Source organism: Parazoarcus communis (assembly GCF_003111645.1).
In the GTDB taxonomy this organism is placed as follows: Bacteria; Pseudomonadota; Gammaproteobacteria; order Burkholderiales; family Rhodocyclaceae; genus Parazoarcus; species Parazoarcus communis_A.
The window spans coordinates 534,456-546,767 of the sequence record NZ_CP022187.1; the positions used below are offsets into that span (position 1 = coordinate 534,456).

The 12,312-nt window shown below is 58.8% G+C and carries 13 protein-coding genes; 12 read left to right on the plus strand and 1 reads right to left on the minus strand.

Features of this window, described 5'->3' with window-relative positions; all coding sequences use genetic code 11:
* Positions 1-96: 96 nt before the first annotated feature.
* From CEW83_RS02585 to CEW83_RS02610, 6 genes are all read left to right on the plus strand, one after another.
* Positions 97-1,491, plus strand: coding sequence for an aromatic ring-hydroxylating dioxygenase subunit alpha (locus tag CEW83_RS02585; RefSeq protein ID WP_108947951.1), 1,395 nt, complete (start codon positions 97-99; stop codon positions 1,489-1,491).
* Between the two features lie 26 nt (positions 1,492-1,517).
* Positions 1,518-2,084 (plus strand): aromatic-ring-hydroxylating dioxygenase subunit beta, encoded by a 567-nt coding sequence (locus CEW83_RS02590; protein WP_108947952.1) that lies wholly within the window; start codon positions 1,518-1,520, stop codon positions 2,082-2,084.
* Positions 2,085-2,148: 64 nt separating this feature from the next.
* Positions 2,149-3,438 carry an MFS transporter gene (locus CEW83_RS02595; protein WP_108947953.1) on the plus strand — a complete coding sequence of 430 codons (1,290 nt, stop codon included), beginning with the start codon at positions 2,149-2,151 and terminating at the stop codon, positions 3,436-3,438.
* Between the two features lie 32 nt (positions 3,439-3,470).
* Positions 3,471-3,791, plus strand: coding sequence for a 2Fe-2S iron-sulfur cluster-binding protein (locus CEW83_RS02600; RefSeq protein ID WP_108947954.1), 321 nt, complete (start codon positions 3,471-3,473; stop codon positions 3,789-3,791).
* Positions 3,792-3,831: 40 nt separating this feature from the next.
* The gene (locus CEW83_RS02605) at positions 3,832-5,067 is read left to right on the plus strand and encodes an NAD(P)/FAD-dependent oxidoreductase (RefSeq protein WP_108951149.1); all 1,236 of its coding nucleotides are present in this window, start codon (positions 3,832-3,834) and stop codon (positions 5,065-5,067) included.
* Between the two features lie 110 nt (positions 5,068-5,177).
* Positions 5,178-5,507, plus strand: a complete 330-nt coding sequence (locus tag CEW83_RS02610) for a c-type cytochrome (protein WP_108951150.1) — start codon at positions 5,178-5,180, stop codon at positions 5,505-5,507.
* Positions 5,508-5,696: 189 nt separating this feature from the next.
* On the opposite strand, the gene CEW83_RS02615 is transcribed toward CEW83_RS02610, so the two are convergent.
* Positions 5,697-6,380, minus strand: coding sequence for a DUF2889 domain-containing protein (locus CEW83_RS02615; RefSeq protein ID WP_234418964.1), 684 nt, complete (start codon positions 6,378-6,380; stop codon positions 5,697-5,699).
* A 144-nt stretch (positions 6,381-6,524) separates the two neighbouring features.
* Between CEW83_RS02615 and CEW83_RS02620 the strand changes: the two genes are divergently transcribed.
* The 6 genes from CEW83_RS02620 to CEW83_RS02645 all read left to right on the plus strand — a co-directional run bounded on the left by CEW83_RS02620 (position 6,525) and on the right by CEW83_RS02645 (position 12,301).
* On the plus strand, positions 6,525-7,325 hold the full coding sequence (locus tag CEW83_RS02620; protein ID WP_108947956.1) for an SDR family NAD(P)-dependent oxidoreductase: 801 nt from the start codon (positions 6,525-6,527) through the stop codon (positions 7,323-7,325).
* Between the two features lie 55 nt (positions 7,326-7,380).
* Positions 7,381-8,010, plus strand: a complete 630-nt coding sequence (locus CEW83_RS02625) for a TetR/AcrR family transcriptional regulator (RefSeq protein WP_108947957.1) — start codon at positions 7,381-7,383, stop codon at positions 8,008-8,010.
* Between the two features lie 236 nt (positions 8,011-8,246).
* Positions 8,247-9,338: an amidohydrolase family protein gene (locus tag CEW83_RS02630; protein WP_108947958.1), complete on the plus strand. Its 1,092-nt coding sequence runs from the start codon at positions 8,247-8,249 to the stop codon at positions 9,336-9,338.
* Positions 9,335-10,213 (plus strand): fumarylacetoacetate hydrolase family protein, encoded by an 879-nt coding sequence (locus CEW83_RS02635; protein WP_108947959.1) that lies wholly within the window; start codon positions 9,335-9,337, stop codon positions 10,211-10,213. The genes CEW83_RS02630 and CEW83_RS02635 overlap by 4 nt, the downstream gene beginning before the upstream one ends.
* 13 nt (positions 10,214-10,226) lie before the next feature.
* Entirely contained in the window at positions 10,227-11,132 is a 906-nt protein-coding gene (locus tag CEW83_RS02640) for a 3-hydroxyacyl-CoA dehydrogenase (protein ID WP_108951151.1), read from the plus strand.
* Complete coding sequence (locus CEW83_RS02645; protein ID WP_108947960.1) at positions 11,129-12,301, plus strand: thiolase family protein; 1,173 nt, start codon at positions 11,129-11,131, stop codon at positions 12,299-12,301. Before CEW83_RS02640 ends, CEW83_RS02645 begins: the two co-directional genes overlap by 4 nt.
* The last annotated feature ends 11 nt before the right edge of the window (positions 12,302-12,312 follow it).

Here is a 12,312-nt window from a genome sequence, read left to right on the forward strand (position 1 = left end):
CCGGCGTGATCCGGACAGACAAGTAAAAGTGGCCGGAAAGGCCTGATGAGTCGATCCCGTCCTTGTGGCGGTCTCTAACCCTGAGAGGAGATATCAATGTCAAGTAACGCAGGCTATACGCTGGCGGATGGCACCCGTTTGGAGGATCTCGTTAGCGTACCCACGCGCGAAGTTCAGATGCGTGCATTGTCCGATCCTGAGATCTATCAACTGGAGATGGATCGCGTCTTTGGCAGGACTTGGCTGTTGCTTGGCCATGAGTCGGAGATTCCGGCATCCGGAGACTTCATCGTTCGTGACATGGGGTCCGATTCCGTGATCGTTGCGCGGGCAAAGGATGGCGCAATTCATGTCTCGCTCAACGTCTGTCCGCACCGGGGCATGCGTATCTCCACCGTCGACGCGGGTAATACCCAGATTCACAAGTGCATTTACCATGGCTGGGCGTTCCGGCCAAACGGCGAGTTCATCGGTGCGCCGGTCGAGAAGGAGTGCATGCACGGCCGCATGATGCCCAAGGAGGAGCTCGGTCTGCCCCAGGCACGCGTCGCGTTGTATGGCGGAATCATCTTTGCGACGTGGGATATCGAAGGTCCGTCCTTCGATGAGTTCCTTGGCGATGCCAAATGGTATTTCGACACGCTGTTTGAGCGCAGCGACAACGGTCTTGAGGTGCTCGGCCCACCGCAGCGCTTTATCGTAAGAGCCAACTGGAAAGCTGCTGGTGAGCAGTCTGCTGCAGACGGATACCACACGCTCACCCTGCACCGCTGGTTGGGTGAGGTTGGCAACTATTCCAAGAGCGGCGATGGCGGCAGTGCCGATCTTTCTCCCGAGATGTATGGGGTAGAGGTCAGCTCGCCACACGGACATGCACTGCGATGCATCGATCTCGGCCGCAAGATCAAGAAACTCACCGGACTCGATCCGGCGGAGCTGAGCGTGGAGCAAAAGCTCGAGGCACTTCCGCCGCCTGGTGTAACGCGCGAAATGCTGCCGCAGCTGATGAAGCGACTGAGTAAGGAGCAACTTGAGGTCGTGGTGTCGATGCCACCTCAGGTTGGCGGGATTTTCCCCAATGTGCTGTTTGCTTTCGTGTACATCCCCCAGGCAGACGGAACGGTACTCGGTCTCACCCTGTTGCATGCCTATGTACCGAAGGGGCCCGATCAGCTTGAGTTCGTGAACTGGGTGCTGGCAGAGAAGGATGCGCCTGCCGAACTGAAGGAGAAGATGCTGATGCAGAGCATTCAGCTCTTCGGTACGTCTGGCATGGTCGAGCAGGATGACTCCGACACTTGGCCGCACATGACTCTGGCGGCAAAGGGTGCGCGCGGACGGCGCTCTACGCTCAAGTATCAGGCTGTGTATGAGACGGGTGCGCCGAAAGGCTGGCCGGGTCCCGGCATCGTCAATGAGGGCTTCACGAAGGACGACACCCAGTGGCACTGGTGGTTGTACTGGAATGAGCTGATGAACGCCCGCACCTGAACCAGACGAATTCCTAGGAGCCAGACATGAACGCTGCACAACACGAAGCTGAAAACACCGCCCCCACGCGTGGCGAATCCGTTCCGTACGGGAGCGAGACCTATAACCGCATCGTCAGCTTCCTCTATCAGGAGGCCGCGCTGCTCGACTCGATCCGACTTAAGGAGTGGGGATCAATCCTCGCGACAGACCTCGTCTACACCGCACCGCTGCGCCAGACTCGTCCGATGTCGCAGCAGGCGCAGTCGATCATCCGCACTGTCCAGCACTATCACGACAATTACCGCTCGATCATGGGGCGCATCATGCGGCTCACCGAGACCCGGAGCGCGTGGGCGGAGGATCCTCCGTCACGCACCCGCCGGATTGTCGGCAACGTGCAGGTTTTTGCGACCGCAGAGAGCGAAGAGTTCGAAGTGATCAGCAATCTGTTGATGACGCGCAGCCGTTTCGACTCGCCCGACATGGACCTCATCAGTGGCGAACGGCACGATGTTCTCAGAGCTGACGGTTCCAGCTTCAAACTTGCCCGTCGTGAGGTGATCCTCGATCAGGCGGTGCTCGGCACGCCCAACTTGGCGATTTTCCTGTAATGAGGGCGGGCGCTTTCATGGAGTGTCCAGCGGCGCCCGCAGTCAGCGCGAGGGGAGCAGGGCAATGACAGCAGGTGCAAACCGCGCGGCAATTAACCTCGATGAGTTCAGGCAGGGTTGGCAGATCGTCGCCCTGTCTGTGGTGGGCGTTGCGATCAGTATCAATGCGGCCCTGCTCTACGGTTTTGGCGTGCTGGTGATTCCACTTGAGCAGGCGTTTGGCTGGCAGCGCAGCAGCCTTCAGGCGGCCATTACCTTCCTTTTTGGCGGCGCAGTCATTGGTTTGCAACTGGTGGGCTGGCTCAACATGCGTTTCGGCATGAAGCGCGTCACGGTGCTTTCGCTGCTGTCGATGGCGCTGGGCTACCTGGCGACGACCTTGATTGGAGGGTCTATCTGGTCGCTCTATTTCGCGTTCTTCATGTTACCGATCATTGGCATGGGGGCGCTGGCAGTGACCTGGACGCAACTGCTCAATCTGTGGTTTCACCGCAACCGGGGTCTGGCGCTGGCGATCGGCCTCTCTGGCACGGGTATCACCGCTGCCTTGGTACCGCGGCTGCTTAGTTGGGGCGTGGACGCCTGGGATTGGCGTGCAGCCTTCGTGATTCTCGCGTTGCTCAACGTATTCGTCGGGATTCCGCTGACGCTGTGGTGGTTTCGATTGCCGGCCGTCGTGGACAAGGCGGCACACGGCAGGGATCAAGAGCCATTGTCCGACGCTGGCCCGCGGCTTCTGATCACCGGCATGAGCTTTGCGGAAGGCTTGGCGTCGCCTCGCTTCTGGATCTGCAACGTGGCGCTCTCGCTGGTCGTGTCGGCAGTGGTCGGCCTGGTTACCAGTACCGTTCCGATGCTGCGCGATAAAGGGCTCTCTGCTGCAGATGCCGCCGTCGTGTTCGGCTATTTCGGCGTGTCGCTCATATTGGGCCGGCTCGTGGTGGGCTATCTGCTCGACCGCTTGTGGCCGCCCGGTGTGGCAGCGATCAGTCTGTCGCTGCCTGCTGTCGGCTGTCTGATCTTTCTGTCGGGACAAACCGAACTTGGAATGCTGAGCGTTGCCGCAGCGCTCATCGGACTTGGTGCAGGTGCCGAGTTCGATATTGCCGCATTCCTCATCGCACGATACTTCGGTCTCAGAGAGTACGGTCGTCTGTTCGGCCTGCATCAGGGCCTGATTACCGTGGCTTCGGCAGCAGCCCCTTTGCTGTTTGCAGCGATGCTCAACCTCACCAGTACCTATTCGGCAATGCTGGTTTATTGCACTGCCGCCTCGCTATTGGGTGCCGTGTTGTTGCTAGCGCTCGGGCGTAGCCCTCTGTACGAGCTTCAACCCGAAGCGGCGAAGGCCTGAACTCATTCCTGTCACCAAATCGGAGAACCACGATGCCTACCATCAATGTGATTGAACACAACGGGATTGCACATCAACTTTCTGCAGACGTCGGTCAGTCGGTCATGCAAGCAGTGACCTTTGCCGGAATATCCAGCATGTCGGCTGATTGCGGCGGTGCCTGCGCCTGTGCAACCTGCCATGCCTACCTCGACGAAGCGTGGATGGACCGCTTCCCGCCAGTTCAGGAAACCGAGGATGCGATGCTCGACATCGTTCCGGAACGTCGTCCAAACAGCCGTCTGAGTTGTCAGCTGGTACTGACCGAAGGAATGGATGGACTGACATTACATCTTCCAGCAGCGCAGTTCTGAGTTGGCGGTCGAACAAGAACAAAAAACTGGAGGCAGGAACATGTCAATTAAATCAGTCGTGATTGTGGGGGCTGGCCATGGCGGTGTGCAGGTTGCCATATCCCTTCGTCAGGAGGGATTCACCGGTCGCATCGTGCTACTCAATGACGAGGAAGGCCTTCCTTATCAGCGACCGCCGCTGTCAAAAGCCTATCTGCTTGGCAAGATTGGTGAGAGTGCGATGCTTTTCCGCCCCGCGACTTTCTATGCGGAGCAGCGAGTCGAGCTCATTCATGACCATGCACATGCGATCGATCGCACGAACCGGCGCGTTCTGCTTACCTCGGGGGGCGTGCTTGACTACGATCATCTGGTGCTGGCAACGGGGGCTCACAACCGCCCTCTGAACATTCCTGGTGCAGAACTCGCGGGTGTGTATGGTGTAAAAACAAAGGCTGACGCCGACGCACTCTCACCGCTGGTGAAAGCTGCGAAGCATGTCGTCGTGATCGGTGCTGGGTTTATCGGCCTTGAGTTTGCAGCTGTCGCTGCTGCTGGCGGCGCGGCAGTAGAGGTGCTGGAACTCGGTGACCGCCCAATGGCGCGTGCGGTGTCTCCACAGATGTCAGATCTTTTCCGCTCCGCCCATGAATCGTGGGGCGTTCATTTCAATTTCCGCTGCGGTGTTGTTGCACTCGAAGGTGAAGCGGGGCAGGTCACTTCTGTCACGACCACGGATGGTCGCCGCCTGGTGGCCGATTTGGTGGTTTATGGCATCGGCGTTATTCCGAACGTACAGCTCGCGCTTGAGGCAGGTCTGGATGTCGATAACGGAATCCGGGTGAATTCGGCACTGCTGACGTCTGATCCGGCGATCTCGGCCCTGGGTGATGTGGCCGCCTTTCCGTGCGTGCAGAACGGCGAGCGATATACCCGCCTGGAGTCGGTACAGAACGCTGTTGACCAGGGCAAGTCGATCGTAGCCCGTCTGATGGGGAAGGCCGCGCCGTATGTCGCGCTGCCATGGTTCTGGACTGACCAGGGCGCACTGAAACTGCAGATAGCGGGTTTGTCGATCGGTGCCGACAACTATGTGGTGCTCGGTGATGCCGGTGCGCAGCAGATGTCCGTGCTTTGTTTTCGCGGCGAAGAGTTGATCGCTGTCGAGTCCTGCAATCGTCCAGGCGATCACATTTATGCCCGCAAGATCCTCGCGCGGCCACCGGCGCTCACGCCCGTCGTTGCGGCGGCTCAGGGGTTCGACCTGAAAACGTGGGAGGCGGAGAACCGCCGCTGAAATTCGGATTCGACGGCTTACTCCAGCGGCAAGCCGTCATCAAGCGGGCGAGGCGGTTCGTGGAGTGCCGCCGTCCTGACCGCGTGTATGTACCAATTGAGGAGATTGTCATGAAGAAAGTAATTGTGTCCGCTGCATTCTTCGGAGTGCTGGCAATGCCGGCGTGGGCCGGGGACGTTGAAACACTTGCAAAAGAGAAGGAGTGCATGAGTTGTCATGCGCTCGACAAGGATGCGATCGGTCCTGCTTTCGCCAGCATCGCGAACAAGTACAAGGGTAACGAAAGAGCCGAGGCCATGCTGGTGAGCACGGTATTGAAAGGATCGCCCAGTGCCGGTGGATATCACTGGGGTACCAAGAAGATGCCACCCCCCAGCGTACGCCAGAGCGTCAGTGCAGATGAGGCTAAGGCGCTGATTGACTGGATTCTCGCAATGTAGCGTCGTGGCGGCGTGAGTGCGGGGTCTGACTGCGGCGCTCACGTCATCTCCAGGGCTGGGTTGGCCACTGATTGCAATGTCGGTTGGTCAGCTCTTGATCAGAGGGCACGGTCAGCCGACAGAAGTGCCCGGAAGCATTGCTTGTCGGATATGTGCGACATGCGGTGTAGGTGATGTGAGTGGCCTCATTCATCCGGAAAAGCGTTGAAGCCATTCGCTGTCGTCTTGGCAAAGTGCCCAGCGCCGCTCACTGAAGTCCCAAGTCGAGCCCACGATGCGGATTGCCTGTTGGGCGCGTTCAGGCTGTTGGGCGTAACAGCGGCCGCTCGGTCGTGCATGCACTTCCTGATCAATGTCCTTGTTTCGCCCAAGCGAGATGATTGCACAGCGGCGAAGTACCAGCGCTGCTTCCGATTCGTCGGCTGGAAGTGTGCTGAGTGCCCAGCGAGCCATCCCTTCGCGAATGCTCACCCCAGTGTAGGGGGCGGGGCTGAGGATGCATGAATTGTGAATGTCCCACTTGAGCTGTAAGCCGTCGTCGCGCGCAAGCCTAGCCTGGGTTTCGCCGTTCTTGTAACGCGGAACCTCAATCTCGTAACCCCTGTAGTCATGGCCGCGCGCGGCCAGTGCGATCGCAAGCCCGGCCAAGTCGAACATGTGCGTGCACTGCAGGCTGGCGTCGGTATGGCGGCTGACTGAGTTCGCTATCGGGTTCAGCACCATGCCGACGAGTCCGGCAAGCGCGGCAGACGCTTCTGGACAGGCGCTGAACGGATGACGTGGTGCTTCCGCGCTGATTTTCTCGACGATGCCGTTGTGGTGGATCAGGGCGACCCGGAAGTGATGGAAGTCATCTTCGAGCACCGCGCGCACCTCTCCACCTTTGGGCGAGCGGCGAGCATTGATCTGTATGCGTCGTCTGAAGCAAAGCATGTTCTCGGTTCCTGTTGGGGGTGTGTTTGTTGTTTTAATGTGTACAATAACATCAATAGTGTTTAACAAAAATTGGAGGCGACAATGGGCTTGCTGACGAACAAGGTTGCGCTGATCACCGGCGCAGGCGGCGGCATTGGACGCGGCGTTGCCCGCCGTTTCGCGCGGGAAGGCGCAGCCGTGGTGATTGCCGAGATTGACGAGAAAAGCGGTGCCGAGGTGGCGCTGGAGCTTGAGTCACTTGGCGGGCGGTCATTGTTCGTTCGGACGGACGTGATGGAGAAGGCATCGGTTCTGGCTGCAGTGGACGCCGCGGTGCGGCATTTCGGTGGCCTTGATATCCTGATCAATAATGCATTTGTGCCGACGCCCAATGTCCGCTTTGAGGACAAGACTGACGAGATGCTTGAGCAGACCTTGACCTCAACGATCAAGGCGTCATGGTGGGCAATGCAGGCGGCCATGCCGCACATGCGCAATCGCGGTGGCGGCAAGATCGTGAATTTCTATTCGATCGATACAGAGATCGGTGCCTGGCTCCATGCCGATTACAACACTGCAAAGGCGGGAATTCTCGGCCTTACCAGGAGTGCCGCAGCTGAATGGGGGCGCTTTAACATCACCGTGAATGCCATCGCACCAACCGCAATGGGGGCGACATTCCACAAGCTGGCTGCCGAGAATCCAGGCTTCGCCGAGCGCGCTGCTGCAATGCGTCCGCTAGGTCGCTGCGGTGACCCCGAAGACGATATCGGCCCGGTCGTGGTTTTTCTTTCGTCGAATCTCTCCCGCTATGTCACTGGTGAAGCAATCCACGTCGACGGTGGCTTGCACTTGCCCGGGTACAACTCGAGACCCGCAGACGTGCCTGTCCGCGAGACCTGATTCAAACCATCACCGGCAGCGTGACGTGCGACCTGAAGTTCCGGGAGGTAAGACCATGAATGAGCCCGTTCGACGGGATGGAGAGCGAATCACCCGTAATCGGCGCTCGGATGCAACTGTCAGCCGAATACTGGCAGCGACCGAAGCGGTTGTGCTGAGTGGAGGCGCGGAGCGCATTTCAATTATTGAGGTGTGTGAACGTGCTGGTGTATCTCGCGGTACGTTTTACCGCTACTTCTCGTCACAGGACGACCTCCTGGATGCCTTTTCGCGTCACAAGCGTGAGGGTTTTCATCAGTCCATGCTGGCCGCAACAGAGCATCTGAATGACCCCGATGAGCGCTTTCGAGCTCTGATTGCCTACCTTGAGAACTACGTGGCTCACGGGCAGGCACGTCAACTGCTACTGGCTGCGCCCGAATATACCCTGCGTTTCTTTCAGCGCATTTTCAATGATTCTCTCGTCCGTCTTCAGGATGTTCTTCGCGTGGTCTTCGATTCTTGGGACGTGCAACTCGGAGTTCGCATCGATCGCGAACTGGTCTGCGAGATGCTGATCCGCTACGTCCTGAGCGAACAACTTGTGCCTCACAACCGAGTCAGTGAGGGAACAGATCGGATCGAGCGTCTTGTACGTTCTCTGGTGATGCCATCGATCGAGAGCACCGGCTTCGTCCCGAAGTAATCTCTGCAGTTGTGATTGGAGCTGATTTTCCTGGCTAGTGAATAAAAACATTAAACAGAATTGCAAAAACTGTTTATGTTTGGCATGATGACTTTCATCGATTCACAGACACCGCACGAGTGTCGCAGGCAGGAGACAACTAACAGCGTCTAGCGGCCACCCGCTGAGACAACGGCTGTCCCTTGTCCGCGAATGCGGCGCTCGCCGGGCCCACAACACGGCACAAGGAGACTCCAATGCTGATCGATCTTCACGCACATGCACCCCATCCCGATTACTACGATCAAGATCCCTACTGGGGCCCCGCATTTGAGTCGCAGCCGGATGGCGACATCAAGCTGCGTGTTGGCGACTGGGTACTCACGCTTGGGGCGCCTGAACGCAAAGCGGCTTTGCGCAAGGCCAAGGCCGAGGGTAACGCGCTGAACGTTCAGGAATACATGGCACGCTGGCGCGATCCGAAGGTGCGCCTCGCAGGCATGGATGCCGCGGGTCAGAATGCGCAGGTGCTGTCCGTACCTTCGCACTGCTACATGTACTGGACGGAACTCGAGTACGCGACTCGATTCTCGCGCAAGGCCAATGACGTTCTCGCGGAATACTGTTCGGGTGCGCCGGACCGTCTCATGTTCTGGGCGCAGGCACCGCTTCAAGACCCGAAAGTGGCAGCAGCGGAAATTCGTCGCGCCTGCACGCAGCTTGGTGCCAAGGGGCTCGGAGCGGGCGGCTCAAACTTTGGCGGGCTTGAGTTCGATTCGCCCGAGATGGATCCGGTTTGGGAGGCGCTGTGCGATCTCGACCTGCCCATGTTCATTCATGGCTATAACCAGTCAGTGACCTGGGGCAAGAAGGCCAATACCGACCGCTACGAAACGACCGCGATTGTCGGCATGAACTACGACGAGACCAAGGCGTTCTGGTATCTAGTCAATGGTGGCGTGTTTGACCGCTTCCCGAACCTGAAGGTCTACATCACGCATGGTGGTGGTTTTGTACCCTATCAGCTTGGACGTCTCGCGCAAACGAACCCCAACCTTGATACCCATCACAACAAGAAACCGGTCCTCGACTACCTGCGCAATTTCTATTTCGACGTCGAACTCCACGAACTGCCGATGCGTCAGGCCTTGATTGACGTGATCGGTGCGGATCGCATTCTCTACGGCTCGAACTTCGGCGGCAGCGATGCTGTTCGGCATGATCTGACCGAGGGCTTGCGTCTGTCTGACGATGATCTGCAACGTATTCGCTGGAAGAATGCCTGCGAACTCTTGCACCTTGATCCGGCAAGCGTTGGCGCGGTCGCCAAGTCTTTGGTGACGGCATGAAGCTCGCCCGTGCGTGTGCTCCCGGAGTGAATGGCGGTGCGCCATTCTGGGCGCTCGTCGGCGAGGGCCAGAAGCTGTTGCCCATCGCCGGGAGCTTCAATGAATGGGGACCGGCGCTGACGCGGGCGATTGCGGCGGGGCAGGCTGATGCCGGCCGAGCGGCGCTCCCGCTCACCGGCCAGAACTGCCCGTTAGATGCTGTTCGTCTGTTGCCTCCCGTGGAGCCGGTGAATCGTGTCGTAGTGGCTGGTGCGAATTACGCCAAGCATCTCGCGGATGACTTCGGCCTCAAGTCGCCCCCTCAGCCTGTAGCCTTTCTCAAGGCTTATGGTGCGCTGATAGGCGCAAACGACCCGATTCGCTATCCACCGTTGACGCGAGAGCTTGATCACGAGGTCGAGTTGGTCGTTGTGGTTGGTGACACGCCCAGCGGCACAGATCCCTTGGCTGCGGTGCTCGGATACGCGGTTGGAAACGACGTTTCAGCGCGGGACTTACAACGCAGCGGGCCACCGGGCATCGGTATGGACCTCTTTGCGGCCAAGAGTCAGGACAAAACGACAGGTGTCGGACCCTGGATTGTGACCCGTGACGAGTTTCCGCAAGGAAGTCCGAAGCTGCGGCTGACTCTGAAGGTCAATGGCGAGACGCGGCAGGACGGTCACACCTCTGAAATGACCTGGGATGTTGCGCAACTGGTGACCTTTGTGCAGATGCGCTCGAGCTTTGCTCCTGGGGACATTCTGTTTACCGGATCACCGGCTGGCGTCGGGCAGGGCACGGGCCGCTTCCTCAATCCCGGAGACGTCGTCGAGGCGGGTGTGGAGGGAATTGGCACGATAACCAACATCGTCGGGCCACGTGCCGACGCTTGAGGAGAAAGCCGAAATGGTCGACTTGAATGACAAGGTTGTAGTAGTCGGGGCGGGCCTGATGGGTACCGGAATTGCTCATGCTTTTGCCAGCAGCGGCTTTGAGACGCGCTTGGTCGATACCAGTGAAGAGGCGCTCGCCAAGGCACAGAAATCGATCCATGGCATTCTCGATAGCGGAGTAAAACTGGGCAAAATCACCGATGCCGACGCTGCTGCTGCAAAGGCGCGATTGACGACATGCACGATACTGAAGCAGGGCGCAGAGGGGGCAAAGCTGCTGGTTGAGACCGTGTCGGAGAACCTGGCTATCAAGAAAGCGGTTTTCGCCGAGGCGGTGCCCGTACTGCACGAGGCCGCTGTGATCGCTACCAATACGTCTGCGTTAAGCGTGACCGAGATTGCCGCTTCGGTCGTCACGCCGGAGCGGGTCATCGGCATGCACTTCTTCAATCCAGTGCACAAGATGAAGTTGGTCGAGCTGGTTCTCGGCATCGCCACTGACGAGGCAACAGTAGCCGCCAGCCGTGCGTGGTGCGATGCGATTGGGAAAACCTCCATCCTGGTCAACGAATCTCCGGGCCTGACCACTAGCCGCATGTCAGCGATGCTGGGTAATGAGGCGATGTGGATGCTGCAGGAGGGTACCGCCAGCGCCGAAGATATCGATACTGCGCTGCGAATGGGGTTCAACCATCCAATGGGGCCACTTGAGCTTGGCGATCTGACCGGTTGGGACACACGACTTGCGGTGCTGCGCTACTTGCATTCGACTTTGGGCGAGAAATTCCGTCCGTGCCCACTGATCATCAAGATGGTGGCGGCAGGGCGCTATGGACGCAAGACGGGTCATGGCGTCTACAAGTACGACGACAAAGGACAGCGAGTCCTTGGTTCAGGTTTGAGGGCGAGTAACCTATGAGCGATATCTTCATCGTTGATGCGGTCCGCACGCCAGTTGGAAAGTACAACGGGAGCCTGGCGGCTGTAAGGGCAGACCACTTGGGCGCGCACGTCCTGAATGCGCTTGTCGAGCGCGCCGGAATTACTGCCGCTGAAGTGGATGACGTCATTTTCGGGTGTGTCACACAGGTAGGTGAGCAGTCGGCAAACATCGCGCGGACTTCCTTGCTCGGGGCTGGTTGGCCGGCAACGATCCCCGGGCTCACGATCGATCGCAAATGTGGCTCTGGTGAAGTGGCGGTCCATGTCGCAGCCGGCCTGATTGCGTCGGGCTCCGCGCAAGTGGTTGTCGCAGGCGGTGCCGAAAACATGAGTCGGGTACGCATGGGTGGCAACCGCGAGATCTATGGCGAAGCTTTTGGCTGGATGGCAGCCGAGAGGTATGAGCTGACGAGTCAGGGCGAGGCTGCCGAACGTATTGCCGACAAGTGGTCGCTCAGCCGGGAGGCGCTCGACGCTTTCTCGGTCGAGAGCCATCGTCGAGCAGCCGCAGCAGCCGAAGCGGGGTATTTCCGTCATGAAATTGTTCCGGTGCCGGTCAGTGCGCTCAAGGAGCGTATGTATGCCGAGCCCACACCTGATGTTTTCGACGCGGATGAAACGATCCGGCCTGCAACCCGTCCCGAGAAGCTTTCAACGCTCAAGAGCAGCTTCCGGGAAGACGGCAAGTTGACTGCGGGAAACTCTTCTCAGATCTCCGATGGCGCCGCTGTTCTTTTGCTGATGTCCGGTGATGCGGTGAAACGCCTGAAGGTGAAACCGCGCGCGCGAATCAGGGCATTCACCACTGTAGGCTCCGATCCGACGCTGATGCTGACGGGGCCCATCGGCGCAACCCGCAAGGTTCTGAGCATGGCTGAGGTCTCAGTCGATGAGGTTGAGCTCTTCGAAGTGAATGAAGCTTTCGCACCTGTGCCCATGATCTGGATGAAGGAGCTTGGGGTGCCTCACCACAAGTTGAATGTAAACGGTGGGGCCATTGCCCTGGGGCATCCCCTTGGTGCGAGCGGTGCCCGAATCATGACCTCGATGTTGCATGAACTCGAACGTCGTGGCGGGCGATACGGTTTGCAGGCGATCTGCTGTGCGGGTGGTATGGGCACGGCGACGCTTATTGAGCGCCTTTAGGCGTTTTTCCC